Source organism: Micromonospora sp. NPDC005163 (genome assembly GCF_053599835.1).
Map to the genome: position 1 here is coordinate 66,251 of NZ_JBSFYP010000026.1, position 25,511 is coordinate 91,761.

The 25,511-nt window shown below is 74.6% G+C and carries 19 protein-coding genes and 1 riboswitch; of the genes, 14 read left to right on the forward strand and 5 right to left on the reverse strand.

Annotated features, from left to right (window positions below; all coding sequences use genetic code 11):
• Nucleotides 1-12 precede the first annotated feature (12 nt).
• Nucleotides 13-327: a quaternary ammonium compound efflux SMR transporter SugE gene (gene sugE / locus ACWD6N_RS19455; RefSeq protein WP_354963213.1), complete on the reverse strand. Its 315-nt coding sequence runs from the start codon at nucleotides 325-327 to the stop codon at nucleotides 13-15.
• A gap of 60 nt (nucleotides 328-387) precedes the next feature.
• Nucleotides 388-455: riboswitch (guanidine-III (ykkC-III) riboswitch) on the reverse strand.
• A gap of 101 nt (nucleotides 456-556) precedes the next feature.
• On the opposite strand from sugE, the gene ACWD6N_RS19460 reads away from it, so the two are divergent.
• From ACWD6N_RS19460 to pspM, 9 genes are all read left to right on the forward strand, one after another.
• Nucleotides 557-1,480 carry an ornithine cyclodeaminase family protein gene (locus ACWD6N_RS19460; protein WP_387325530.1) on the forward strand — a complete coding sequence of 308 codons (924 nt, stop codon included), beginning with the start codon at nucleotides 557-559 and terminating at the stop codon, nucleotides 1,478-1,480.
• A 146-nt stretch (nucleotides 1,481-1,626) separates the two neighbouring features.
• Nucleotides 1,627-2,193, forward strand: coding sequence for a LemA family protein (locus ACWD6N_RS19465; protein WP_354963211.1), 567 nt, complete (start codon nucleotides 1,627-1,629; stop codon nucleotides 2,191-2,193).
• Between the two features lie 2 nt (nucleotides 2,194-2,195).
• A complete protein-coding gene (locus ACWD6N_RS19470) occupies nucleotides 2,196-4,085 on the forward strand; it encodes a DUF2207 family protein (RefSeq protein ID WP_450005008.1) in 1,890 nt (629 codons plus the stop codon).
• A gap of 108 nt (nucleotides 4,086-4,193) precedes the next feature.
• The gene (rimO, locus tag ACWD6N_RS19475; protein WP_387325385.1) at nucleotides 4,194-5,729 is read left to right on the forward strand and encodes a 30S ribosomal protein S12 methylthiotransferase RimO; all 1,536 of its coding nucleotides are present in this window, start codon (nucleotides 4,194-4,196) and stop codon (nucleotides 5,727-5,729) included.
• A 77-nt stretch (nucleotides 5,730-5,806) separates the two neighbouring features.
• On the forward strand, nucleotides 5,807-6,397 hold the full coding sequence (gene pgsA, locus ACWD6N_RS19480; protein ID WP_354963316.1) for a CDP-diacylglycerol--glycerol-3-phosphate 3-phosphatidyltransferase: 591 nt from the start codon (nucleotides 5,807-5,809) through the stop codon (nucleotides 6,395-6,397).
• Nucleotides 6,398-6,550: 153 nt separating this feature from the next.
• Nucleotides 6,551-7,144, forward strand: a complete 594-nt coding sequence (locus ACWD6N_RS19485) for a CinA family protein (protein ID WP_449936265.1) — start codon at nucleotides 6,551-6,553, stop codon at nucleotides 7,142-7,144.
• Nucleotides 7,145-7,296: 152 nt separating this feature from the next.
• Nucleotides 7,297-7,755, forward strand: a complete 459-nt coding sequence (locus tag ACWD6N_RS19490) for a helix-turn-helix domain-containing protein (protein ID WP_089017185.1) — start codon at nucleotides 7,297-7,299, stop codon at nucleotides 7,753-7,755.
• A 200-nt stretch (nucleotides 7,756-7,955) separates the two neighbouring features.
• The gene (locus ACWD6N_RS19495; protein ID WP_354963208.1) at nucleotides 7,956-8,837 is read left to right on the forward strand and encodes a PspA/IM30 family protein; all 882 of its coding nucleotides are present in this window, start codon (nucleotides 7,956-7,958) and stop codon (nucleotides 8,835-8,837) included.
• Between the two features lie 23 nt (nucleotides 8,838-8,860).
• On the forward strand, nucleotides 8,861-9,646 hold the full coding sequence (gene pspM, locus ACWD6N_RS19500; protein ID WP_354963207.1) for a phage shock envelope stress response protein PspM: 786 nt from the start codon (nucleotides 8,861-8,863) through the stop codon (nucleotides 9,644-9,646).
• 59 nt (nucleotides 9,647-9,705) lie between these two features.
• Here pspM and ACWD6N_RS19505 read toward each other — a convergent pair whose 3' ends face one another.
• Together ACWD6N_RS19505 and ACWD6N_RS19510 are read right to left on the reverse strand one after the other, a co-directional pair.
• Nucleotides 9,706-13,410 (reverse strand): hypothetical protein, encoded by a 3,705-nt coding sequence (locus tag ACWD6N_RS19505; protein WP_354963206.1) that lies wholly within the window; start codon nucleotides 13,408-13,410, stop codon nucleotides 9,706-9,708.
• Nucleotides 13,411-13,579: 169 nt separating this feature from the next.
• A complete protein-coding gene (locus ACWD6N_RS19510; RefSeq protein ID WP_354963205.1) occupies nucleotides 13,580-14,407 on the reverse strand; it encodes a DNA-formamidopyrimidine glycosylase family protein in 828 nt (275 codons plus the stop codon).
• Between the two features lie 109 nt (nucleotides 14,408-14,516).
• Between ACWD6N_RS19510 and ACWD6N_RS19515 the strand changes: the two genes are divergently transcribed.
• A complete protein-coding gene (locus tag ACWD6N_RS19515) occupies nucleotides 14,517-15,767 on the forward strand; it encodes a hypothetical protein (RefSeq protein WP_387325376.1) in 1,251 nt (416 codons plus the stop codon).
• A gap of 7 nt (nucleotides 15,768-15,774) precedes the next feature.
• Here ACWD6N_RS19515 and ACWD6N_RS19520 read toward each other — a convergent pair whose 3' ends face one another.
• Nucleotides 15,775-16,035, reverse strand: coding sequence for a CPCC family cysteine-rich protein (locus tag ACWD6N_RS19520; protein WP_354963203.1), 261 nt, complete (start codon nucleotides 16,033-16,035; stop codon nucleotides 15,775-15,777).
• A gap of 164 nt (nucleotides 16,036-16,199) precedes the next feature.
• On the opposite strand from ACWD6N_RS19520, the gene ACWD6N_RS19525 reads away from it, so the two are divergent.
• Nucleotides 16,200-16,754, forward strand: a complete 555-nt coding sequence (locus tag ACWD6N_RS19525; RefSeq protein WP_387325373.1) for a hypothetical protein — start codon at nucleotides 16,200-16,202, stop codon at nucleotides 16,752-16,754.
• Between the two features lie 140 nt (nucleotides 16,755-16,894).
• Here ACWD6N_RS19525 and ACWD6N_RS19530 read toward each other — a convergent pair whose 3' ends face one another.
• On the reverse strand, nucleotides 16,895-21,463 hold the full coding sequence (locus ACWD6N_RS19530) for an ATP-dependent helicase (protein WP_449936278.1): 4,569 nt from the start codon (nucleotides 21,461-21,463) through the stop codon (nucleotides 16,895-16,897).
• A 178-nt stretch (nucleotides 21,464-21,641) separates the two neighbouring features.
• On the opposite strand from ACWD6N_RS19530, the gene ACWD6N_RS19535 reads away from it, so the two are divergent.
• The 3 genes from ACWD6N_RS19535 (at nucleotide 21,642) to ACWD6N_RS19545 (ending at nucleotide 25,490) form a co-directional block, all read left to right on the forward strand.
• Nucleotides 21,642-22,028, forward strand: a complete 387-nt coding sequence (locus ACWD6N_RS19535; RefSeq protein ID WP_354963200.1) for a hypothetical protein — start codon at nucleotides 21,642-21,644, stop codon at nucleotides 22,026-22,028.
• Nucleotides 22,029-22,179: 151 nt separating this feature from the next.
• Nucleotides 22,180-25,014: a Na+/H+ antiporter subunit A gene (locus ACWD6N_RS19540; protein ID WP_387325367.1), complete on the forward strand. Its 2,835-nt coding sequence runs from the start codon at nucleotides 22,180-22,182 to the stop codon at nucleotides 25,012-25,014.
• Nucleotides 25,011-25,490 (forward strand): Na(+)/H(+) antiporter subunit C, encoded by a 480-nt coding sequence (locus ACWD6N_RS19545; protein WP_354963198.1) that lies wholly within the window; start codon nucleotides 25,011-25,013, stop codon nucleotides 25,488-25,490. The genes ACWD6N_RS19540 and ACWD6N_RS19545 overlap by 4 nt, the downstream gene beginning before the upstream one ends.
• Nucleotides 25,491-25,511 lie beyond the last annotated feature (21 nt).

Sequence of the window (25,511 nt, forward strand, 5' to 3'; positions counted from 1 at the left end):
GCCGCGCGGTACTCAGTGGAAGATCTTCAAACCGACGACGCCGGCCACCACCAGCAGCAGGCACAGGATCCGGGGCAGGCTCGCCGACTCGCCGAGCGCCAGCATCCCGACCAGGGCGGTGCCGACCGCGCCGATGCCGACCCAGACCGCGTACCCGGTGCCGATCGGGATCTCCCGCAGCGCGTACGCCAGCCCGCCCATGCTCAGCGCCAGGGTCACCGCGAACACCAGCGACGGGATCAGCCGGCTGAAGCCGGCGCTGCGTTCCAGGGCGATCGCCCAGGCCGTCTCCAGCAGTCCCGAGATCACCAATACCAGCCAGGCCATCGTTCACCTCACGGGGAGCGCCCGGGCTGTCGCGCCGGGACGAGTGGAGTCTGCACGTCACGCGGGGCGTCTTGGCCTGACCGGGTACGCCCACCACTCGTCCGGGGCGGCCACGGACGACCGGGCCACCGGCACCGACGCTAGCACCGGCCCCGGTCCGCCGACGGCTCGGTGACCCCCGCCACCTCGCGTTGACCTGCACCTCACTTCAACTTGCAGTATGGCGGTCATGACCCTGCTCTACGCCGACCCCGAGGTCGCCGCCGTGCTGGACGCCGCCACCACGGTCGACGCCATGCGCGCCGCCCTGCTGGCCGCGTACGACGGGCGGCTGGTCGCCCCGCCCCGGGCCACCGCCTCGCTCAGCGGTGGGCGGATGGTGCTCACCGCCGGGCACCTAGTCGACGAGTGGTACGGCTTCCGTTCGTACGACACCTTCGGCCACCCGCAGGGCGAACAGTTGGTGGTGCTGCACGACGCCCGCACCGGCGCGATCCGGGCCGTCGCGATCGGCGAGGAGTTGGGCTCCCGGCGTACCGGAGGGCTGGGTGGCGTGGCGGTCGACGCGCTGGCCCGACCGGACGCGGCCACCCTCGGCGTGATCGGCTCCGGTCGGCAGGCGTGGACCCAGGTCTGGGCCGCCGCGGCGGTCCGCCCACTGCGCGAGGTGGTGGTGCACAGCCGCTCCGCCGCCCGGCGGGACGCCTTCGCCGCCCGGGTCCGCGCCGAGTTGGACGTGCCGGCCCGCGCGGTGGCCGACCCCGGCTCGGCGGTGGCCGGGCGGGACATGGTGGTGCTCGCCACCACCAGCCCGACCCCGGTCCTCTGTGCCGCCGACCTGAGCCCCGGCACGCACGTCAACGCGGTCGGCTTCAAGCAGCGCGATCGCAGCGAGTTCGGTGCCGACCTGCTCGACGCCGCCGACCTGCTGGTTACCGACTCGCCGGCCCAGGCGAAGGACTACCGGCCGCCGATGCTCGCCGCCACGCCCCCGTACGCCGGGCGGCTGCTTGACCTGGGCGGCGTCCTGGCCGGCGCGGTCCCCGGCCGAACCACCGTGGACCAGGTCTCCGTCTTCTGCTCCACCGGTCTGGCCGGGACCGAGGTCTTCCTGCTCGACCGGCTGACCCGGGTGGGAGCCGCGACGCGCTGACCGGTTCGCGAGCTGGCGCGATCGGGACTGACCGAACAGTGGACGGTCGCATAGGCGACCGGGCGGAGTTGCCGGCCCCGGGAACCGATCATCATGGAGGCGACCGCCGCGACGGGGCCGGCGGAGCAACTTGAACGTGAGGTGTCATGAACCTCGGGCTGGTGCTGGTAGCTGTCCTGGTGGTGCTCGTCGTCGTGCTGCTGGTCGTCGCGGTCGGCGGCTACAACCGGCTCGTGCGGTTGCGGGCCCAGGTGCAGGCGTCCTGGGCGCAGGTGGACGTCCAGCTGAAACGGCGGCATTCGCTGATCCCCAACCTGGTGTCGACGGTGCAGGGCTACGCCGGGCACGAGCGGGCGACGCTGGAAGCGGTGACCGCCGCACGGGTCACGGCCACGACGGTGGCGGGTGGTGGGCCGGCGCGGGTCGACGCCGAGGGTGCGTTGACCGAGGCGCTCGGTCGGCTGTTCGCCGTCGCCGAGGCGTACCCGCAGCTGCGGGCGGGTGAGAACTTCGCCGGGCTGCAGCGTGAGCTGGCCGCCACCGAGGACAAGATCGCCTACGCGCGGCAGTTCTACAACTCGGCCGTTCAATCGCTCAACACGGCCGTGCGGACCCTGCCCACCAACGTCATCGCCGGGCTGGGCGGCTTCCGTCCCGAGTCGTACTTCGAGGCGACCGGTCCGGAGCGCACCGATGTCTCCGTCCGGTTCTAGCCGTGCTGGAATTCTCCGACCCGGTCGTCGAGATCGGCCTGCCGGTCGCGGGCCTCGCCCTCTGGGCGCTGGTCTACGGGATCACCCGGCTGGCCAGTCGGCCCGCCGCCGTGGCCTCAGCGCCCGCTGCCATGGAGTTCCCCGGGCAGGAGCCGCCGGCCGTGGTCAGCCTGCTGGCCAACCGCTGGCAGTTCACCGTGGACGCAGCCGAGTCCACCTTGCTCGACCTCGCCGCGCGCCGCTACCTGGAGCTGCGCCAGGCCGGCCCCGATCCCCGGCACACCACGGTGCACCTGACCGGCCGCGCCCCCGACGACCTCAACCGGTACGAGCGGCAAGTCTTCGACCGGGTGGCGGCCCGCGCGGTCGACGGGATGGTGCCGCTGACCGCACTGGGATTCTCGGACGCCAACCGATCCGCCTCGTGGGCCAAACGGCTGCGCCGGTCGATCGTGGCCGACGCCCAGCGGCTCGGGCTCTCCCGTCGGCGGTTCTCTCGGGCACTGGTTGTCCTGCTCACCGTGCTCGGCGCTGTCGCCGCCGGCGGGGTCGCGGGCGGGGTCTGGCACTATGTGGCCCGCTCCGGCGAGGACCCGTTCGCTCCCGTCGCCGCCTTCCTCGTCACCATCGTCGCGCTCGCCGGCCTCGCCGGCCGGGACCTCGGAGAACGGGACACCCCCGCCGGCCGGGCCGCCGCCGCCCGCTGGCTGGGGTTGCGCGCCTGGCTCGCCGGGCACGAGAGCTTCGCCGACCTGCCGCCCGCCGCCGTCACGGTCTGGGACCGCTATCTGCCGTACGGGGCCGCACTCGGCGTCACCCGGGTGGCCTCGCAGGTGATCGATTTGGGCATGGCCGACCGGAAACAGCTCTGGTCGTCGTACGGGGGCGGGTGGCGTCGGGTCAGCGTCAGCTATCCGCGCGGGCTGCCCCGGTACGGCCAGCCGCTGGGCTGGGTCGTCTTCCGGGCGCTGATCGCCGGCCTGCTGGGCTGGACGTTCGCCCGGGTGGTCGGCGGGGTGTTCCTCGCCTCGACCGGGGACTCGTCGGCCGGCTCGACGGGGTTCACAGACCTCCGCCCGGTCACGCTCGGCTTCGTCCTGCTCGGGTTCGCGCTGCTCGGCCTCGCCGGGTATCTCCTCCTCCGGGCGCTGGTCGACCTGGTGGCCCCGGCCACGGTCACCGGCGAGGTGCTCTGGCACCAGGTGTGGCAGCGGCAGACGTCGGACGACGGGCCGGGACGGACGATCAACCATTACCTCGTCATCGACGACGGCCACGCCGAGCGGCTCCGTGCGTGGATCATCCCGGACCAGATCGCGGGGGAGTGTCGGCTCGGTGACGTGGTCACCGCACGGGTCCGGCCGTGGACCCGGCGGGTGCTCGGGGTGACCGTCCAGCGCGCGGCGCCCGAGCAGGCCGACCCGGACGCGTACGCCGAGGAGGAGCCGCCGGCCGGCAGCGTCCTGCCCGCCACGGCGACCCACGGCGCGGTCCAGCCGGAGCGCCTGCTCAGCGCGACGGAGGTGGGCGCCGCGACCGGCCGGCGGGTGTCGTTGGTCAGACCGGCCACGAGCACCGGTCAGGTGCGGGGCATGGCGTCGTTCGTCGACGGCAGCGGGGCGACCGTCCTCGCGCTCCAGGTCACCCGGGGAACGATGGCCCGGTTCAACCTGACCGTCGGGCGGAGCACGGGTGTCCCGCTGCCCGAGGTGGGTGACGAGGCGTACGCCGGGCCGGACCGGGTGGTCGGCCGGCGGGGGGACCTCGTGCTGCTGCTGGTCCGCGGGCCGGGCGCCGGCGAATTCGAGGCCGAACAGCTCGCCGGGCTGCTCTCCACCGCCCTGTCCCGGCTGCCGAGCGAGTCCGCGCCGCAGCACAGCGGGGCGGGCTGAGGAGCGGGCTGGGGCCCGAAGGAGGTGCCGAGGTACGGGCGCAGGAGTGCGCCCGATCTCCCGGCCGCCCGCGTGCACGGGCTTCCCCGGTCGGCCCGGTACCCTCGGATGGTGTCTGCCACCTCCCCTTCCAGCTCGGCGCGTCCGACGCCGCTGGAGCTGTCGTCCGCCGCCGAGGGCCGTCGCGTGGCCCTGCTCACCCTGGGCTGTGCCCGCAACGAGGTCGACTCGGAGGAGCTGGCCGCCCGGCTGCACGCCGACGGCTGGCAGGTGACCACGGACGGTGAGGGCGCCGACGTGGTGGTCGTGAACACCTGTGGCTTCGTGGAGAAGGCCAAGCAGGACTCCATCCAGACCCTGCTCGCCGCCGCCGAGACCGGCGCGAAGGTGGTCGCCGCCGGCTGCATGGCCGAGCGGTACGGCCGGGAGCTGGCCGACAGCCTGCCCGAGGCGCAGGCGGTGCTGAGCTTCGACGACTACCCGGACATCGCCGCCCGACTTAGCGCGGTCGTCGCCGGCGAGCAGGTCACCGCGCACACCCCGCGGGACCGGCGGGAGCTGTTGCCGCTCACCCCGGTTAAGCGGCGCGAGGCCGCGGTGTCGCTGCCCGGGCACGGCAGCCCGGCCCGCACGGCCGTCGACACCGACGAGCACACCCCGGCGCACCTGCGTCAGGTGCTGCGCCGCCGGCTGGACACCGGCCCGGTCGCCTCGCTGAAGCTGGCCAGCGGCTGCGACCGCCGCTGCGCGTTCTGCGCCATCCCGGCCTTCCGTGGGGCGTTCGTCTCGCGTACCCCGGACGAGCTGCTCGCCGAGGCGGAGTGGCTGGCCAAGTCCGGCGTCCGGGAGCTGGTGCTGGTCAGCGAGAACTCCACCTCGTACGGCAAGGACCTGGGCGACCCCCGGGCGCTGGAGAAGCTGCTGCCGCAGCTCGCCGCGGTGTCCGGCATCGTCCGGGTCCGGGTGAGCTACCTCCAGCCGGCCGAGACCCGGCCCGGGCTGGTCGAGGCGATCGCCGGCACGCCGGGGGTGGCCCCGTACTTCGACCTGTCGTTCCAGCACTCGAGCGAGCCGGTGCTCCGCCGGATGCGCCGCTTCGGCTCCACCGACCGGTTCCTGGAGCTGCTGGCGAGCGCCCGGGCGCTGGCCCCGGAGGCGGGCGCCCGGAGCAACTTCATCGTCGGCTTCCCCGGCGAGACCCGCGGCGACGTCGACGAGCTGGTCCGCTTCCTGACCGAGGCCCGGCTCGACGCGATCGGCATGTTCGACTACAGCGACGAGGACGGCACCGAGGCCGCCGGGCTGCCCGGCAAGGTCTCCGCCGCGACGATCAAGCGGCGCTACGACCGGCTCAGCGCGCTCGCCGACGAGCTCTGCTCGCAGCGGGCGGAGGATCGGCTCGGCTCGACCGTCGAGGTGCTGGTCGACTCGATCGTCGATGGCGTGGTGGAGGGCCGGGCGGCGCACCAGGCGCCGGAGGTGGACGGCTCGACGACTCTGGTCGCCCCGGTCGAGGGCGGGGTCGACCTGGCCGCGCTGCGCCCGGGTGACCTCGTGCGGGCAAGGGTGACCGGCACCGAAGGGGTGGACCTGCTCGCCGTGCCGGATGAGATGATCTCGGCGGCGCCCGGCGCGGCACGGTGACGGCGGGCCCGAGCGGAGCGGGGGACCCAGGTGGTGCGGTGTCGGGAACGCCACGGCGGTCCGAGTGGGGCGAGGCGGTGACCGGGGCGACGGAGTCCACGCCGCCTCGGGTGGTTCCCGGGGTGCCGGTGCTCAACGCGGCCAACGCGCTGACCGCGTTACGGCTGGTGCTGGTGCCAGTCTTCGCCGCCTCGGTGATCATGGCCGGGATGACCCACGCCGGCTGGCGGATGGCGGCCTGCCTGATCTTCGCGGTCGCCTCCGCGACCGACCTGGTGGACGGCTGGATCGCCCGCCGGTTCGGGCTAGTCACCTCGGTCGGCAAGGTGGCCGACCCGATCGCGGACAAGGCGCTCACGGGCGCCGCCCTGGTGCTGCTCTCCTGGTACGACCGGCTGCCCTGGTGGGTGACCGCGCTGATCCTCGTCCGTGAGCTGGGGATCACCGGGCTGCGGTTCTGGGTGATTCGGCACGGCGTGATCGCGGCCAGCCGAGGCGGCAAGGTCAAAACGGCGCTCCAGATCCTGGCCATCGCCTGGTACCTCTGGCCGATGCCGGCCGCCCTCGCCCCCGTGGGCCCCTGGATCATGGGCGCCGCCGTCCTGGTCACCGTGGCCACCGGCTTCGACTACATAGCCCAGGCCCTCCGCCTCCGCCGCCCCCGCTGACCCCACCCCGCCCCCACGGACCCCGCCCCCGCCGTCGCCCCGTCGATCATGAAGTTATCGCCGTCCGGCGCGGCGTGTCGGGGCAGTAACTTCATGATCGACGCCACCGGTCGGGGGAGGGTTGGGTGGGAATGGGTGGGGAAGGACGGGTGCATGGAGCGGGATGAGGGTCGGGAACGGCCGGCGGGCAGTCCAGAGGTCGGCAGTCCGGCCGCGGGCGTGGTGCACAGCCTGTCGCAGAGGCACGAGACGCTGGCCACGGCCGAGTCACTCACCGGTGGGCTGCTCGCCGCCTCGATCGTGGAGATCGCCGGGGTCAGCGACGTCTACCGGGGTGGGCTGGTGGTCTACGCCACCGAGTTGAAGTCCGAGCTGGCGGGCGTACCGGCCGAGCTGCTGGCCGAGCGGGGGCCCGTCGACCCGGACGTGGCGGCGGCGCTCGCCGAGGGTGGCCGGCAGCGCTGCGGCGCGGACTGGGGGCTCGCCACCACCGGGGTCGCCGGTCCCGAGCCGCAGGACGGCAAGCCGGTCGGCCTGGTCTACGTCGCGGTCGCCGGCCCGGACGGCGGTGAGGTGCGCCAGCTCGACCTGGACGGGGGCCGGGACCACGTCCGATCGGCGGCGGTGACCGAGGCCTTGCGGCTGCTCGGCGAGCGGATCCACGCCGCGGACGCCGCGGATGCCGCGGAGGCGGCGGGGACCGCCAGCGCCGCCGCGGCGGGAACGGCCGGGGCCGGGCGACGGTGAGCCGGCCCGGGCGAACCGACGGGCGGGGCGGGATGTCGCCCGGGCCTACACCGGGTACGGTTGCGGGAAGGCTTCGGCGCTCGGGGCCGGCGCGGTCCGCCGCGACCGGCCGCGGGACGCCGAGCGAGAGGTATCCCTCAGGGGGAGGTGCGATGGTCCTGCTACGCCGGGTGATCGGTGACGCACTGCGGGCGCGCCGGCAGGGGCAGCAGCGCACCCTGCGCGAGGTGTCCACCGCCGCCAACGTCAGCCTTGGTTACCTCTCCGAGATCGAGCGCGGGCACAAGGAGCCGTCCAGCGAGCTGCTCGCCGCGATCTGCGACGCGCTCGGCGCCCGCCTGTCCGAGCTGCTGCGCGAGGTCAGCGACACCGTCGCGCTGGCCGAGCAGATGCCCGGGGTGCTGGTCCCGATGCAGGACGAGTCGGCCGAGGCCGTGCCCGTCGGCGCCGCCCCCGCCGTTCGCAGGAACACCAACCGGGGCGTTCGCCAGGTCACCTCCGATGGCAAGGTCGCCGTCTCGGTCCGCCAGGAATCGCCGCTCAAGGCCACGCTGCGCAGCACCCGAGTCCGCCCCACCGAGCGCGACCGGGACGTGGTCTGCGCCGCCTGAGCCCGTCCTTCCGGTTGACCATGGGCGAGTTGGCCCCGGCCGCGTAGGGTGGCCCGCAGGAGCTGCCGGTGCCGTCGACCGCCCGGTACGGATGCCTCGTTGGCCTCCGGCTGGGACGATGGAGACCGGCCGGGTCGTGGTCGGCAGGTCCATCCGGCCGGGCCACGGTGGATCGACGCTACTGAGGGGATACGGCGGAGATGGCGAACCCGTTCGTCAAGGGCTGGAACTACCTGATGGCGCTCTTCGGTGCCAAGATCGACGAGCATGCCGATCCCAAGGTGCAGATTCAGCAGGCCATCGAGGATGCGCAGCGTCAGCACCAGGCGCTGGTGCAGCAGGCTGCCGCGGTGATAGGCAACCAGCGTCAGCTGGAGATGAAGCTGTCCCGGCAGATGTCCGAGGTCGAGCGGTTGCAGGGCAACGCCCGGCAGGCCCTGGTGCTCGCCGACCAGGCCCGGGCCAAGGGTGACGAGGCCGAGGCCGGGCGGTTCGAGCAGTCGGCGCAGACCCTGGCCACCCAGCTGGTCTCCGCCGAGCAGGCCACCGAGGACCTGAAGACCCTGCACGACCAGGCGCTGGGCGCCGCCGCGCAGGCCCGTCGGGCGGTGGAGAACAACTCGATGATCCTCCAGCAGAAGCTCGCCGAGCGTACCAAGCTGCTCAGCCAGCTGGAGCAGGCCAAGATGCAGGAGACGGTGGCCCGCTCGCTGGAGTCGATGTCGTCGCTGACCGCACCCGGCACCACCCCGTCCCTGGACGAGGTCCGCGACCGCATCGAGCGGCGGTACGCCAACGCGATGGGCCGGGCGGAGTTGGCCGGCAACTCGGTCGAGGGCCGGATGTTGGAGATCCAGAAGGCGAGCATCGACTCGGCCGGCTCGGCCCGGCTGGAGCAGATCCGGTCCAGCATGGCCGGGGAACAGCTCGGCGGCGCGGCGCAGCGACCGGCGGTGCCGCAGGGCGAGACGACGGGCGCGGCCGGCCCGGCCAGCGACCCGACCGCCGCTGCCCGGCTGGACGAGCTCCGGGCCAGCATGGCCCGCGAACGGGGCACCGGCGACCCGACCGCCGCCGGCTGAACGACCGGCCCGAGGAGGTCAGCGTGGCAGACGAGCGGACGCGGTACTTCCGTCGGCTGGACCGGCTGCGCCGGTCCGCGCGGCGGTGGAGCGTGTTGGCCGGTGGGCTCGGCGGCGCCGCGGCGGTGCTGACCCCGTACGCCGGTCTCGGTCTGCCCGACGCGGCCTGGGCCGGCGCCGCCGGCAGCGCGGTGGCGCTGGCCGCCTGGCGCTGGGTCGACCTGCGCGCGCTGGCCGCCCGGCCGGCGCCCCCCGCGTTGGACCCGGCCGAGGCCGCAGCCCGTTCGCGGGCCCGGCTGGTGGCCGCGGTCGAGCGGCTGCCGGTCGGTTCCGGAGTGCTGGCCGAGGTACGCCGGGTCCGCAGCCGGATCGCGCTGCGCGGCACCAGTGCCGGGCAGCAGTGGGCCCGACTCGATCGGGCAGCGCTCACCCTGGCCGGGATGACCACCCGGCTCACCGGGCTGGCCGAGCCGGCGGTGCTGGAGGCTGCCGCCGCCGACCGGTCGCTGCGTGACCTGGCCGCGCGGGTGGCCAGCGTCGAACGGGCGCTGCGGCTGGCCCCCGCCGACGCGCGGGCGCCGCTGGCCGAGGCGCACGGCGCATTGACCGCCCAGTTGGAGAGCGGGGTCGTGGCCTACGAGCGGCTGGTCGTCGCCGCCGCCGGCTACCTGGCCGAGGACGCCCGACCGGAGACCGCCCACCCGGCCGCCGCCCGGCTCACCGAGGCGACCGACCTGCTGCACGGCGTGGCCTCGGCGTTGGCCGAGTTGCGCGCGGTCGGCACCCCGCTGCGCGCACCCACCCGCTGAGCCCGTACACCCGCTGAGCCCGTACACGCGCTGACCGGGCGCCGCGAACCGGCGCCAGGTCACGGCGGGGTGGTGACCGGGATCCGGGCGGTGTACGGCGAGCTGCCCACGACGTTGAACGACCGGATCCGGTAGTGGTACGTCACACCTCGGGCCAGTCCGGTGTTGGTGAAGCCGCGACCCGTCACCGTGAAGGTGGCCACCTCCCGGCCGAAGGCCGGGTCCAGCGCCCGCTGCACGATGAACCCGGCCCCCGGACCGGCCGGCGTGCTCGCCGCCCAGACCAGGACCACCGTCGCGGTGTCCGGTCCCGGCGCGCTGGCGGTGGCACCGACCCCGCTCGGCGCGACGGGTGCGGGTGGGGTGCTCGCCGCGGCCACCGTCGACCAGGCCGACGCGGCACCCAGGTACGTGGTCCGCACCCGGTAGTAGTACGTGGTGTTCGGGGCGACTGTGACGTCCAGGTGGTTGTCACCGACGCCGATGGCGGTGGTGCCCGGGCCGCTGGTGAAGGTCGGGTTGGTGGCCCGCTGCACGTCGATGCCGGTGGCGAAGGAGCGGTTCGCCCAGCGCAGCGCCACCCGCAGCGGCGCGGCCGGCGGGATCGCCGCGGCCAGCCCGCTCGGGGCGGTCAGGTGCACCGAGGCGGGCACGCTGTTCGACCAGGACGAGTAGCTGACGGCGTTCTCCGCCCGGATCCGGTAGTGGTAGGTGACCCCGGGGGTGACCGTCGCGTCCGTGTAGCGGGTGGCGGTGGCCGCGACCGTGATGGTGGTGACCTCGCCGCCGAACGTCGTGTCGGTGGCCCGTTGCAGCAGGTGGCTGGTGGCCGGCGGGCGACCGCCGTTGCCGGTCCAGGCCAGCCCGATCGCCGGCAGCGCGGTGGCTGAGCCCGGCACCGGCGTGGCGGTCAGCCCGGTGGGCGCCTTCGGCGCCACCCGCAGCACCAACGGCCGGTTCATTCCGAGGTCGCGGTGGCCGGCGAGCTGGCTGTGCCAGCGGTACTCCCAGCCCAGGTTGACCAGTTGGTTCACCACCAGGGCGGGTCGCCCGTCGGCCGGGCTGATCGGGGTCGAACCGGTCCGGGCGCCGGCCGGGCGGCCCGGGTCGAGCAGTCGGACGCTGTCGCCCAGCTTGAACGGCAGCGTCGGTGCGACCGGACGTAGCGCCACCACCACGTCCTCCCGGGGGTTCACCCGGATGATCTCCTTCCAGCCCAGCTCGCTGCCGTGCGGGGGCCGGAGCGTGCCGTCCCAGCCGACCCGGTTGATCAGCTGCACGTCGCAGCCGCCGAAGCGCAGCGCCTCGGTCTGCCGCACGTTGCCGCTGATCCGCCAGAATTGGGTCCCGTCGGTCGGCGCGCCGACCGGCACGGCCGGATCGGCGGCGAAGAGCACCTCGGTGACAGGGTCGGTCGGGCCGAGCGGCAGGGTCGCCGGGACGAGCGGCCCGGCGTTCGGGTGCCCGACGCCGAGCCGGCCGGCCAGCCGGCCGTGGCCGGGCTCGAAGACCTGCTGCGCGGCCTTCACCGCGACGGGCAGGCTGACCGGCCCGGCGACGCCCGCCGGGGTGAAGGTGACCGTGGCGGCGTGCACCGGCACGCTCGTCTCCCGCGCGGTCCGGGTGCCGAACGCCGGGTCGTACGCCGGCTGCGGCACGATCGGCGGGCGCTGGCTGGCCGCGTACGCCAGAGGCAGCCGGCGGCGCAGCAGCGCCAGGTCGTACGTCGGGGCCGGCGCTCCGCTCACCCGGAACTGGAGCAGCGTGCGGGTGTTCGGGCCGTACCCCGGCTGGGTTGGGGGCGGGCCGCCCTCGGCGGTCCGGTCCGGCGCGTCGGTGTGCTGGTCGTAGCGCGGATCGAAGCCGGGCAGCGGTGCCGGGGCATCGTTGTAGAGGATCAGCGTGGTGCCCGGCGGTACGGCGGAGAAGTCGACGAGCACGTCCGCGCGCTCGCCCGGGGCGAGCAGCAGCGTGTGCCCGTCGACGTTCAGCACGGTCGGGTCGAGGCGGTCGTAGCGGTAGCCGATCGGCCGGTTCGGCAGCACGACCGGAGCAGGCAGCAGCCCGGCCTCGTTGCCGATCTGGATGAACGCCGGCCCGGCGGCGCGGGGGTCCGGCACCCCGCCGTCACGCCCGTCGGTCGGCCAGTCCGCCGGCCGGTCCGCAGCCCGCACGGCGGGCACCATCGGCACCTCACCGGCGTCGGCGTCGGCCAAGGCGTCGTCCTCCGTCCACATCGGAGAGTCCGAGCAGGCCCGGTAGAGCTGGAGGTTGAGGCTGCGGTCCAGGCAGGCGTTGAGGATCCGGAACCGGTACGCGCGCGGCCGCACCGCCAGGTACGGGTAGGCGACGCCGTTGACCAGCGGGGTGTCGCCGTACACCTCGGGCACCGCGGACGGGTGCGGCGTGCCGGGGCCCAGCGGCGGCTCATCCGGCGCGCCGACCGGATCGTGGTGCGGGTTCGGCACCGGGCCGGGCCCGGTCAGCGGCGGTCCGCCGGTGACGCCGTCCGCAGCCCGCCAGCCGTCCACCGTCGACCAGCCGTCCATCGTCTGCCAGCTGTCGCCACGGGTGCCGTCCGGGGCGGTGCTGCGCGACCAGGGTCCGTAGTCCCACCGGCCGGTCGGATTGCGCCCGCCGGACCGGTACGGGTTCTGCCGGGGCTGGTAGACGTGTGGGTGCCAGAGGCTGCCCCGGGCGCCCCAGCGTTCCCGGTCCCAGGTCGGGTCCTCGGCGGCCAGTTGGGTGTCGTCCGGCACGAAGGTCTTGTCCTCGATCACCAGCGGCAGCTGGTCGGCCGGCAGCACCCCGTCGGCGATGAGCTGGTCCTCGGCCGGGTCTGTGAGCAGGTACGGCGCGAGCTGCCCGCCGTAGACGGTGAGCCGGGCCAGGCCGAGGGTGTTGTCGTGGAACCACATCAGCCGGCCGCTCTGCTCGTTCGGGTAATAGAGCGTGGTGGCGCCGGCCCCGGGCGGCGGCATGTCCGGCACGTGGGTCAGACCCGTCCCGGTCGGGTACGGGGTGATCTCCCCGGCCGGGGTGATCCACTGCCCCGGGTTGCCGGCGCTCGTCCAGCCTGTCTGCGCACCGGCCAGGTGCAGCACCGCCCGGTTCTGCGGGTACGGCGCCGGGCCGTCCAGCGGGCCACCGCCGGCCCCGTCTACCGTGTCGTCGACCGGCAGGAACAGCTCCCCGGCCCGGCCGGTGGGGAGCTGGTTGATGAACTTCACCCGGACCGGCCGGCCCCGGCGGGCGAGGATCATCGGACCGAGGTGCCAGGGCCGCTCCGGTGGCGCCACCGTGTTGTGGCCCGACGCGTCGGTGCCCAGGTTCAGCTGCCGGTAGCCGCGCAGCCGGGTGGCCGGCAGGTCCCGGTGCAGCCGTTGGACGTACTCCTGGAGGCCGATCTCGTAGTAGTCGCAGCCCGGGAAGCTGATCGTGTCCGGCACCGCCACCGGCAGGTACCCACCGAGGTCGCCGCGGCCCAGCTGACCCGGGGTGGGCAGCACGTCGACGAACTTGCGCAGCCCGGTGCCCGGCACCACCCGCCCTTGCGGATCGCGTGCCGGTCGGGGGCTGTGCGCGAAGTTCGGCACCGGGCCGAAGCAGTGGGGCACGACGGCCGGGTCGAGGCTGGGCGCCGGGGCGGCGTCCTCGGCGGTACGTGCGGCCGGCACGGACGCCACCCGTCCGTTGGCGCCGCCGTTGCTGTCGCGGGCGCTCCGCTCGAACCAGGTGGAGCGGAGTCTGCGGAAAATCGCCATGGCTCTCCCCGGGGTCGGGGCACGAGGGTCGCCACCCCGGCGTGGCGACCTGATCGGGCCCGGCACTCTGACGATCGGTGAGCACTCAACCGCAGCATGCGACTCCGACGGCCGGTTAGGAATTACCCAATCGTCCGTTTCTGGGATGACCCCTGTCCGGGTGGGGTGGTCAGGCGGGCGCGGGAGCCTCCGGGTGCTCCGGTTGGCAGACCGGGCACCAGTAGGTGACACGTTCGCCCAGCTCCTGCTTGCGGATCGCGGTGCCGCAGCGGCGGCAGGGTTGGGCGCGACGGCCGTACACGTAGCTGGTCTGCCCCCGGTGCAGCGATCCGGTGGTGCTCTGCGTCCAGCGGCCCCGGTTGGCGGCGAGCAGCCGCTGCGCCAGAGCAACCGTGCCGGCCAGGTCGGGCACCGCACGCACCGGCGTCCACGGCGACACCCCGCGCAGGAAGAGCACCTCGCACTTGTAGAGGTTGCCCACGCCGGCCAGGTTGCGCTGGTCGAGCAGCGCTTCGCCGATGGTCTGCTCCGGGTGGGCGGAGAGCCGGCGGACCGCCTCGGCCGGCTCCCAGTCGGGGCCGAGCAGGTCGGGGCCGAGGTGGCCGACCAGGCCGTCCTCCTCGGCCGTGGGCACCAGGGCCAGCTCGTGCAGGTGGTAGCCGACCGCGACCGCGCCGGGGCTGCGCAACACCACCCGGATCAGGTGCGCCGGCCGGCCGCTCCAGCGTTCACCCGGCGCGTACGCACGCCAGGCGCCGTCCATCCGCAGGTGCGAGTGCAGCGTCCAGTGCGATCCGTCCACCCCGGGCCGGCCGGCGGGGGCGGTGAGGCGGAGCAGCAGGTGCTTGCCCCGGCTGGCCGACTCGCGGACGGTCCAACCGGTGAGGTCCGTGGTGGCCAGCTGCGGCACCCGGAAGTCACTGCCGGTGAGACGCGCGCCAGCCAGCGCGCGGTGCAGCACGCGCGCGGTGTTCCAGACGGTGTCGCCTTCGGGCACCCCGCCATCCTCCCTCCTTCGAGCAAGATTCGCATGTGTCGCCATTTGTACTCAGGTTCCTCATGATCTCCCGACATGCGAGGGTCAGGAAGTTCTGAGGAGAATGCCCATGGCACGACCCCGATGCCGTAATCGCTCGGTCCTTGTCGCCACCCTGACCCTCGCGCTCACCGCCGCGCTCGTGCCCGCCGCCAGCCCCGTCCCGGCCACCCCCGCCGTCGGCCACCCGCTGACCCTCACCGCCGCCGCCCCGGGCGGCGAACGGTGGAACGCCGACCTGTCCGTCGTCGACCGGGATGACGTCAACGTCCGGCGCAGCGCCGCCGGGCTGCGGCTGCGGGAGGCCCGGGCCGCCGGGCGCCGCCACAGCGCGGTCGCCGAGGGAATGCTGCTGACCGCCCCGCGCGCCCTCACCCGGCCGGCCACCCGGGTCCGCGCCGAGATCACCGCCTCGGTCCCCGCCGGCGCCACAGTGGAGGCGCAGGTCCGGGGATGGCGGGTCAGCGGCTGGACGGAGTGGCGGGCCGCCACCGCCGGCGCGGTCTTCGACCGGCCGGTCAGCCGGGTGCAGACCCGGGTGGTGCTCACCGCGCCGGCCGGCGGCGCCACCGCGACGGTACGCGGCGTCCGGCTCACCGCCGACGCGGCCGCCGCCGTCTCCGCCGCCACCCCCGGCCGCACCTACCGGGTGTACGCCACCCGGATCGGGCTGGTCGGCGAGCTGACCGCCAACAGTCGTACGGTGCAGCCGCGGGACCACTTCGCGGCGTTGCCGTCGCGTCGCGGGCTCTCCCCGCTCAACAGCGGCGACTACACCGTGCGGGTCTGCACCACCACCGGCTCCCGCTGCGAGTACGCCTCGGTCTGGGACGTCGGGCCGTGGAACACCCGCGACGACTACTGGAACCCGTCGGCCGTGCGGGAGAACTGGAAGAACCTGCCGCAGGGCCGGCCCGAGGCGCAGGCCGCGTACCAGTCCGGCTACAACGGCGGGCGGGACCAGTTCGGGCGTACGGTGCTCAACCCGGCTGGCATCGACCTGGCCGACGGCACGTTCTGGGACGGCTTGCGGCTGACCACCAACGCCTGGGTGGACGTGGCCTACCTGTGGACCGGTGGCGGGCCGCGCGGTGTGGTCGGCGACGGGCCGCTCAACATCCGCACCGGGGCCAGCACGTCGTACCCGAGCCGTGGCCTCGCCGCCCGGTTCGCCAACGTGCCGATCCAGTGCTACGTCACCGGCCAGTCGGTGGCCGGCCCCTACCGCACCTCCACCCGGTGGAACCGCCTGTCCGCCGGGCAGTACGTCAGCCACGCGTACATCTCCGCGGTGTACGGCGGTTCCGTGCCGGTCTGCTGACCCGAGCTCAGCCCCGCCGGGCGCCGTCCGGGCGCTCGTCGGGGCGGGCCAGGCGCACCATGTCCTGGTAGCGCGGGTGGCTGGCGCCGTAGACGGCGTAGTTGAGGCGGGCGTGCGAGAGGCTCAGGTCGCCGTTGGGGCCGCCCCGGACCGCGTCGGCATCGGTGTCGGACTGACCGTCGTCGGTCCAGAAGCAGACCGGGCAGGTCCCGCCGCCGGTCCGGGAGGCACAGCAGGGACAGGCCACGGGAACCACGTGTTCACCCACCGGGGAAGCATTCCACAGTCGAGCAGGTTTGCGGTCGCCGAGTCTGCTCCGCAGGGTTGGCGCGTGCCCGCGTCGCTCGGTCGACCGGCTCCTGGCGGATATGGGACACGGCACTGGCCGACCGGCCACTCCCGCCGCCGGGCGGTGTTGGGCAGACTGCCCTGGTGATACATCGGAGCCTGCCCGCCGTCGCCGTCGCCCTCACCGCCGGCTGCGGTAGTGACGACGCCGGTCAGCCGGACGCCGCCTCGTCCGTCTCGGCCCCGGCGGCCACCGGTCCTTCGGACGGGGCGACGCCCTCGACGGACCAGTCCAGCGCCAGCGGTGCCCCTTCCGCGCCCGCCGTCGCCCCGCAGGGGCCGACCGAGCGCCGACCGGCCAGCCCGCCGCCGGTGGTGCTGCCCAAGCTGTCGGCCGGGGCCCCCGGCGCGAAGCAGGTCGTCGAGGCGTTCAAGGCCGCCGGCCTGAAGGTGCCGCACCCGAAGGACCGTTCGGTCGACTGTGGGCCGGACGGGCTCGGCCTGGGGTGCTCCGAGCTGATCGCCACCGACGCCGTCACGGTGTACGTGTTCCCCGACGAGATCAGCGCCGGTGACATCGCGGAGACCTGGAGCGGGCAGTCGTACCGGCGCGGCACGGTGGTGCTCAACTACCTGGAGGAGAAAACTCCCGCCGGGGACCGCACGCGCTACGAGAAGGTCCTCGCCAACCTCGGCTGAGCGCCGAGCCCGTGGCGCCGGGCGTTGGCCGTCCGGCCGGTGGGGTGGGTTTGGCAGCAGGTCGGTGGTTGGCACCGCACGGGAGTTCGCAGCCGATCGTCACCCGCCGCGGGCGGCGCCGGCCCCATCCAGGAGGGCGGTCAGCCGCGTAGGCGTAGGCCGCGCGGGGTGGCCCGGAAGCCCGCGGCGGTCAGCGCGTCGCGCAGCGGCGAGGAGTGCACCGCCTCACCGTCGGCCCGCTCCACCGACATCGCGCCCAACGCTCCGGAGTGGACGGCGTCGGCGAGTGCCTTGCCGGCCGCGGCGAGCGTGTCGGCGTCGTCGGTGAAGGAGAGCAGCGTCCGGCCGCCGCGCTCCACGTAGAGCACCAGGTCACCGGCGACCTGCACCACCAGCGCGCCCGCCTTGCGGCCGGCCCGGTGCCCGGTCGCCGGGGCGGCGCCGTCGCCGGAGTCGATCACCCGGTCCGGCCAGGGCAGCGCCGCGCCGTACGGGTTGGCCGGGTCGGTGGCGGCCAGCACCGTCGCCGGCCCGCCCCGCGCCCGGGCTCCGTCGGCCGGCTCGGCCAGCGCACGCAACCGGTCCACCGCGCCTGGCACCGCGAACTGGGCCGCGCCCAGCCCCTCCACGAAATAGCCCCGGCGGGCCGCGCCGCGCTCCTCCAGCGCCGACAGCACCGGGTAGACCGCGGAGAAACCGCCGACCACCTGCTCGGCCATGACCGCGCCGCGGGTGACCACCCCGTGCCGCTCCAGCAGCACGTCGGCCAGAGCGGCGGCGCGCCGGGTCGGGTCGAGGTCCCGCTCCGGCAGCAGCGACCAGCGACCGGCGACGGTCGGTGGGCCACCCCGGGTGGGCAGCGCCACCCGGCCGGGCCTCCGGTAGCGGGTGCGCGGCGCGGACGGCCGGGAGCGGTGCGCCCCACCGGCTCCGAGCACCGCGCGCAGCGGGGCGAGGGTGTCGTTGGTGAGGTGACCGGCCCAGACCAGGTCCCAGATTGCCGCGGTCAGCGCGGCGTCGTCGGTCGAGCCGACCCGGTCGGCCAGCGGCCGGAAGAACAGCGCCTGCCCGTCGCCGAGCGCGTCGAGCACCGCCTCGTGCAGCGGGGTCCGGGTCAGCGCCTCGTCGGGCGGGGGGAGCAGCAGCGGCGCGGTGTCCGCGTACGCCAGGGTGACCCAGCCGTCCCCGCCGGAGATCGCCCCCGACCCGGCCCAGACCACCTCCCCGCTGGCGCACAGCTCGTCGAGCTGGGCGGGCGAGTAGTCGGCGACACGACCGGGCAGCACCAGCCGCTCCAGCGCGGACGCCGGCACCGCGGCGCCCTGCAACTGCTCCACCGTGGCGGCGAGCGCCTCCACCCCCCGGGCGGACGAGCCGACCTGCTGCCAGCGGGGCAGGAACGTGGCCAGCGCCCGGGGCGGCACCGGCTCGATCTCCCGGCGCAGCGCCGCGAGCGAGCGGCGGCGCAGCAGCCGCAGCACCTCCGCGTCACACCACTGGGCGCCAGCCGAATCGGGGGTGAACTCCCCGGACACCACCCGACCGGTGGCGCCGAGCCGGCGCAGCGTCTGCTCGACCACGAACACGCCGAGCCCGAAGCGGGCCGCGCAACTCGCCGCGGCGAACGGCCCATGGGTGCGCGCGTAGCGGGCCACCAGGTCACCGAGCGGATCGGCCACGGGGGTGAGGTACGCCTCGGCCACCCCGACCGGCAGCGCCACGCCGAGCGCGTCGCGCAGCCGGGCGGCGTCCTCGACACCCACCCAGCGCTGCTCGCCGGCGATCCGGACCTGCAGCACCCGGCGGGCGGCCTCCAGCTCGGTCAGCCAGCTCTCCGGTACGACTCGCTCGGCCAGCTCGGTGTCGCTCAGGTCGCCGAGCACCCGCAGCAGCTCGACCACGTCCTCCGCGTCGCGCGGGCGGCGCTGCTCGGTCAGCCAGCGCAGCTGCCGCTCGGTCTCGGCGAGAACCGTCGGGTCCAGCAGTTCGCGCAGGTCGACCCGGCCGAGCAGCTCCCCGAGCAGCGTGGAATCCAGTGCGAGCGCGGCGGCGCGCCGCTCGGCGAGCGGCGCGTCGCCCTCGTAGAGGAACGCCCCGACGTAGCCGAAGAGCAGCGACCGGGCGAACGGGGACGGCGCGCTGGTCTCCACCTCGACCAGCCGCACCTTGCGGGCGGTCAGGTCGCGCATCAGCCCGGCCAGCGCCGGCTGGTCGAAGACGTCCTGGAGGCACTCGCGGGCGGCCTCCAGGGTGACCGGGAAGTCGGCGTACTCGCGGGCCACGTCGAGCAGTTGTGCGGCACGTTGGCGCTGCTGCCAGAGCGGCTGGCGGCGGCGCGGATCGCGACGGGGCAGCAGCAGCGACCGGGCGGCGCACTCCCGGAATCGGGCGGCGAAGAGCGCGGACGTGCCGACCGACTCCTCCACCAGCTGGGCGATCTCGTCGGGCTCGAAGACCACCACGTCGGCGCCGGGTGGCTCGTCGGCGGTGTCCGGCAGCCGGACCACGATGCCGTCGTCGGAGGGCATCACCTGGGCGTCCACCCCGTACCGCTCGGCCAGTCGGCGGCCCACTGCGAGGGCCCACGGCCCGTTGACCCGGGCACCGAGGACGCTGTGCACGGCCAGCCGCCAGTCGCCCAGCTCGTCGCGGAACCGCTCGACCACGATCGTGCGGTCGTCCGGCAGCGAACGGGTGGCCTCGCGCTGCTCGCGCAGGTAGGCCATCAGGTTGGCGGCGGCCCAGTCGTCCAGGCCGCCGGCGCGCAACGTGGCCAGCGCCGCCTCGTCGCTCTGCCGCAACAGGGTGCGCACCCGGGCGCCGATGGCTCGGCCCAGCTCCACCGGCCGGCCCAGCTGGTCGCCCTTCCAGAACGGCATCCGGGCCGCCTGCCCGGGGGCCGGCGAGACCAGCACCCGGTCGGGGGTGATCTCCTCGATGCGCCAGGAGGAGGAGCCGAGCAGGAAGACGTCGCCGACCCGCGACTCGTAGACCATCTCCTCGTCCAGTTCGCCGACCCGCGCGGCCCGCTCGGCGCCGGCCAGGAAGACGCCGAAGAGGCCCCGGTCGGGGATGGTGCCGCCGCTGGTCACCGCGAGCCGCTGCGCGCCGGGGCGGCCGGTGAGCACGTCGGTCGCCCGGTCCCAGACGAGCCGGGGGCGCAGCTCGGCGAAGGCGGTGGACGGGTAGCGGCCGGAGAGCATGTCCAGTACGGCGTGCAGCGCGGAGTCGGGCAGCTCGGCGAAGGGTGCGGCCCGACGGACCAGCACGGCCAGATCACCGACCCGCCACGGCTCCAGGGCCACCATCGCGACGATCTGCTGGGCCAGCACGTCCAGCGGGTTGCGCGGGTAGTGCAGCTCCTCGATCGCGCCGTCGGTCATCCGCTCGGCGACCACCGCACAGGAGAGCAGGTCGCCGCGGTGCTTCGGGAAGACCACCCCGCGGGAGACCGCGCCCACCTGGTGCCCGGCCCGGCCGATCCGCTGCAGGCCGGCGGCCACGCTCGGCGGCGCCTCGATCTGCACCACCAGGTCGACCGCGCCCATGTCGATGCCCAGCTCCAGGCTGGAGGTGGCCACCACCGCCGGGAGCTGGCCGGACTTGAGCGCCTCCTCGATGTGCTTGCGCTCCTCCCGGGAGACGCTGCCGTGGTGCGCTCGGGCGATCACCGGCGCCGCGCCGGTGGCCGCGCCGGACTGGGCCATCACCTCCGCCGGGGGCCGGTTGCGGACCGGACCGGCGGGGCCCTCCGCCACCCCTTCGGCGGCCAGCTCGTTGAGCCGCGCGCAGAGCCGCTCGGCGCTGCGTCGGGAGTTGGTGAAGACGATGGTCGAGCGGTGCTCGCCGATCAGCGAGAAGACCCGCTCCTCGACTGCGGGCCAGATCGAGGCGCGGCGTGGCCGGGGACCACCAAGGTCGTCCTCCGGCGGCTGCTCCTGTTCGTCCAGGCGGGTCATGTCCTCCACCGGCACCTGCACGCTGACCTCGATGGTCTTCGCGGTGGCGGGCTGCACGACGTCGACCGGGCGGGCACCGCCGAGGAACCGGGCGCAGGCGTCGATCGGCCGGACGGTGGCGGAGAGGCCGATCCGTTGCGCCGGGGCGGGCAGCAGCTCGTCGAGGCGTTCCAGCGAGAGGGCGAGGTGGGCGCCGCGCTTGCTGCCGGCCACCGCGTGCACCTCGTCGACGATCACCGTCTGGACGCCGCGAAGTGAATCCCGGGCGGCGGAGGTGAGTAGCAGGAACAGCGACTCGGGCGTGGTGATGAGGATGTCCGGTGGGGTGCGGGCGAAGGCTCGTCGCTCGTCGGCCGGGGTGTCGCCGGTGCGCATGCCGACGGTGATGTCGGGCGGGGCGACGCCGAGCCGGGTCGCCGCCTGCCGGATGCCGGCAAGCGGGGCGCGCAGGTTGCGCTCGACGTCCACGGCGAGCGCCTTGAGTGGGCTGACGTAGAGCACCCGGCAGCGCTGCCGGGCCTCCGCCGGGGCGGGCTCGCGGGCCAGCCGGTCGAGGGACCAGAGGAAGGCTGCGAGCGTCTTGCCGGAGCCGGTGGGCGCCACCACGAGGGCGTTGCGGCCGGCGGCGACCGATCGCCAGGCGCCGGCCTGGGCGGCGGTGGGGGCGGCGAAGGCGGCGTCGAACCAGGCACGGGTGGCCGGGCCGAACCCGGCCAGCGCCCCGGCCGTGTCTGCGTCTGCCCCGGTCACCGCTCCATCGTGCCCCGCCGGTACGACAACCACGAGCGCCCGACCGTGAAATGTGTCCGAGTCAAAGCCATAAGCACCGGATGCGTGCTTAATGCGTTTAGTCTCACTTAACTGCTTGCTTGTGAGGAGCAACATAAAGTAACTTCACTCGCAACGCGAACCGGGGTGGGGGGATCGGATGGCCGGCGAGCAGCGGAATGTCGCACCCGGCACCGACGTGCTGATCCGCAAGGTCGACAGCCACCTCGCCACGCTCCGTGGCGGCCTGCACGGGCCGGAGCTGGAGCTCGCCGAGCGCCTCGCCCGCTGCCTGCGTGAGCTGGTCATCTCCACCGCGCAGGCCAGCGCCGCCGACCGCGGCCAGGTCCGCGCCGCCGTCCACTACTTCGTGCTGCGCCGGGAGAGCCGCGGCCGGCTGCTCTCGGTGCGGTCGCTCGCCGCCGCGGAGCGGGTGGTCGACAAGGTCGCCCGCCAGCTCGGCCGCGTCGACCTGCTGGCCGAGCTGCGCCGCGACCGCCCCGCCCCCGACGACGCGCTGCCCGTCGGAGACGCCCTGCTGCGCTGACACCGGCGCGCAGCTCGCCCGCCCGGCGGCACGCTCATGACGCGTCGCGGACGAATTCCGGCAAAACGGCCCGACGGGCGATGAACTGGCGTCTGATCGCTGCTAGGCGCCACCGTTGCACTGGCGTCGGCCACCACGACCGGGAGCGCGGGTGCTGGTACTACTCATCCTCCATCTCGTGGCGGCCCTCGTCGCGCCACTGTTCGTTCGGTGGTGGGGTCCGCGTGCGTGCTACCCGCTGGCGCTGGCGCCGGCCGCCGCGTTCGGCTGGGCGGTGGCCCGCACCCCGGCCGTCAGCCACGGCGGCGCGGTGGTCGAGACGTACCCGTGGATCCGACAGCTGGGCCTCGACATCGCGCTGCGGCTCACCACGCTGTCCTGGCTGATGACCCTGCTGATCGGCGGCGTCGGCGCGCTGGTGCTGATCTACAGCGCCCGGTACTTCGCCGCCGGCTCGATCGGACTGGCGCAGTTCGCCGCGGTCCTGGTCGCCTTCGCCGGAGCGATGCTCGCCCTGGTCTTCTCCGACAACCTGCTGCTGCTCTACGTCGGCTGGGAACTGACCACGGTCTTCTCGTACCTGCTGATCGGGCACAGCACCGAACGGCGGTCCAGCCGGTGGGCGGCGGCGCAGGCGCTGACGGTCACCACGCTGGGCGGGTTGGCCATGCTGGTCGGGTTCATCCTGCTCGGCGAGCACGCGGGCAGCTACCGCTGGTCGGAGATCGCCGCACAGCCGCTGCCCAGCGGCGGTTACCTGGTCACCGCCGTGCTGCTGATCCTGGCCGGTGCGCTGTCCAAGTCGGCGGTGCTGCCGTTCAGCTCCTGGCTGCCGGTCGCGATGGCGGCGCCCACGCCGGTCAGCGCGTACCTGCACGCGGCCGCCATGGTCAAGGCCGGCGTCTACCTGGTCGGGCTGCTCGCGCCGGTGCTGGCCGTGGTCGGCCCCTGGCGGCCCGTGGTGCAGGTCGCCGGCCTGGCCACCATGCTGATGGGCGGCTGGGCGGCGCTGCGGCAGACCGACCTGAAGCTGTTGCTGGCGTTCGGGACGGTCAGCCAGCTCGGCCTGCTGGTCGCGGTGACCGGGTCCGGCACGCCGGACGCCGCGCTGGCCGGTACGGCGATGCTGCTGGCGCACGCGCTGTTCAAGGCGGCGCTGTTCCTGGTCGTCGGCGTCATCGACCACACCGCCGGCACCCGCGACCTGCGCGAGCTGTCCGGGCTGCGGCACTGGTCCCGACCGCTGTTCGTGGTCGGGGTGCTGGCCGCGGCGTCGATGGCCGGCGTGCCGCCGCTGGTCGGTTTCGTGGCGAAGGAGGCGGTGTTCGCGGCGTTCACCGACCGGCCGGTGCTCCTCACCGGTCTGGTCGCCGGGACCGTGCTCACCGTCGCGTACAGCGCCCGCTTCGTCTGGGGCGCGTTCGCGGACCGGCCGGGCGTGGCACCGGTCCAGCCGGACCCGATCGCCGGGTCGCTGCTGATCCCACCGGCGGTGCTGGCCGGCGTCGGGTTGCTCGCCGGCCCGGCAGCCGGCCTGCTGGACGGCCTGCTGCGCCCGTACGCCGACCTGTCCGGCGGCGTCCACGCGCACCTCGCGCTGTGGTCCGGACCGACCCCGGCGCTCGGCCTGTCCGCGCTGGCGCTCGCCGGCGGTGGTCTGCTCTTCGCGCTGCGCGGGCCGCTCGCTCCGGTGCTGGCCCGGCTCCGCTGGCCGGTCAGCGGAAAGCAGGGCTACGAGTGGATCGTGGGCCGGTTCGACCGACTGGCCATCGAGGTCACCGGAGCGACCCAGCGCGGCTCCCTGCCGCAGTATCTGGGCGTCATCCTGGTCGTCCTTGTGCTGCTGCCCGGCGGTGCGATGCTCGCCGTCGGCCCGTGGCATGCCCGGATCCCGCTCTGGGACACCCCGCTGCAGACGGTGGTCGTGCTGGTGATCGGGGTGGCCGCGGTGCTGGCGGTCCGCGCCCGCCGGCGGCTGACCGCGATGCTGCTGGTGGGGATGACCGGCTACGGCAGCGCCATGCTGTTCGTCCTGCACGGCGCGCCCGACCTCGCGCTCACGCAGTTCCTGGTGGAGACCGCGACCATCGCGGTCTTCGTGCTGGTGCTGCGCCGCCTGCCCAACCGGTTCTCGGTCCGTCCGCTGCGCCGCAGCCGGTGGGTCCGTCGGGCGATCGGGGTTTCGGTGGGTGTGGTGGCCGCTGGGCTGGCCCTCGTCGCCGCCGGCGCCCGTCGGGCGCCGGACATCTCCGCGGTCTTTCCGGACCTGGCGGTGGCCGAGGGGTACGGCCGCAACGTGGTCAACGTGACCCTGGTCGACATCCGGGCCTGGGACACCATGGGTGAGCTGGCGGTGCTGGTGGTGGCGGCGACCGGGGTCGCCAGCCTGATCTTCGAGCGGTCCCGCACCGGGCCCCGGCCGCGCCGGCCGGAGTCGGCGAGGGCGGCGAAACAGACCGACCGGCCGGTGTGGCTGCGCGGCGGGCCCACGCTGGACGAGGAGCGCCGCTCCATCGTGCTGGAGGTGATCATCCGGCTGATCTTCCACACCGTGGTGCTGTTCTCCCTGTTCCTGCTCTTCTCCGGACACAACGCCCCGGGCGGCGGCTTCGCTGGCGGGCTGGTGGCGGGGCTCGCCCTGGTGGTCCGCTACCTGGCCGGCGGCCGGTACGAGCTCGCCGAGGCGGCGCCGGTCGGCGCCGGCACGGTCCTCGGCGCCGGCCTGGCCCTGTCGGTGGGCACCGGCGTCGTGGCGCTGCTGGCCGGTGGATCGGTGCTGGAGAGCGCCAAGGTCGACCGGTCCCTGCCGCTGGTCGGCGACGCACACCTGGTCACCTCGCTCTTCTTCGACGTCGGCGTGTACCTGGTCGTGATCGGGCTGGTGCTGGACATCCTGCGCAGCCTCGGGGCCGAGGTGGACCGGCACATCGAGGCGACCGGAACCGCCGCCGGTGGACTCACCGTCGACAAGGGGGACCGGCCATGACCACCAGTGGCGCCGGGCCCGTGCTGGTGCTGGTGCTCGCTGTCGGGGTGCTGGTCGGTTGCGGGGTGATCCTGCTGCTGGAGCGCAGTCTGACCCGGATCCTGCTCGGCGTGATCCTGCTCGGCAACGGGGTCAACCTGCTGATCCTGCTGGGCGGTCGGTCCGGTGGGGCGCCGATCGTCGGCACCGGCCCGGTGGACCGGATGAGCGACCCGCTGCCGCAGGCCATGGTGCTGACCTCCATCGTGATCACCTTCGGGTTGACCGCGTTCCTGCTCGCCGTGGCGTACCGGAGCTGGTACCTCACCGGCGACGATGAGGTGCCCGACGACCTGGAGGACCAGCAGATCATCAGGCGGGCCGAGCGCAACGAGGTGGGCACGGCCGACCTCGGCGGGGAGGGCCCGGACGACGATCCGGAGCAGGTCGATCCCGAGCCCGCCCGGCGTCGGCTGCATCGCGGGGACGAGGCGTGATGGCCGGGTCGCGGGGGACGC

Bases quoted from the DNA above. Each gene is read 5' to 3' on its own strand.
- ACWD6N_RS19490 (WP_089017185.1), top strand. From the start codon at position 7,297: ATGGTCCTGCTACGCCGGGTGATCGGTGACGCACTGCGGGCGCGCCGG.
- ACWD6N_RS19495 (WP_354963208.1), top strand. From the start codon at position 7,956: ATGGCGAACCCGTTCGTCAAGGGCTGGAACTACCTGATGGCGCTCTTC.
- ACWD6N_RS19485 (WP_449936265.1), top strand. From the start codon at position 6,551: ATGGAGCGGGATGAGGGTCGGGAACGGCCGGCGGGCAGTCCAGAGGTC.
- ACWD6N_RS19515 (WP_387325376.1), top strand. From the start codon at position 14,517: ATGGCACGACCCCGATGCCGTAATCGCTCGGTCCTTGTCGCCACCCTG.
- ACWD6N_RS19545 (WP_354963198.1), top strand. From the start codon at position 25,011: ATGACCACCAGTGGCGCCGGGCCCGTGCTGGTGCTGGTGCTCGCTGTC.
- ACWD6N_RS19535 (WP_354963200.1), top strand. From the start codon at position 21,642: ATGGCCGGCGAGCAGCGGAATGTCGCACCCGGCACCGACGTGCTGATC.
- rimO (WP_387325385.1), top strand. From the start codon at position 4,194: ATGGTGTCTGCCACCTCCCCTTCCAGCTCGGCGCGTCCGACGCCGCTG.
- ACWD6N_RS19465 (WP_354963211.1), top strand. From the start codon at position 1,627: ATGAACCTCGGGCTGGTGCTGGTAGCTGTCCTGGTGGTGCTCGTCGTC.
- ACWD6N_RS19505 (WP_354963206.1), bottom strand. From the start codon at position 13,410: ATGGCGATTTTCCGCAGACTCCGCTCCACCTGGTTCGAGCGGAGCGCC.
- ACWD6N_RS19460 (WP_387325530.1), top strand. From the start codon at position 557: ATGACCCTGCTCTACGCCGACCCCGAGGTCGCCGCCGTGCTGGACGCC.
- sugE (WP_354963213.1), bottom strand. From the start codon at position 327: ATGGCCTGGCTGGTATTGGTGATCTCGGGACTGCTGGAGACGGCCTGG.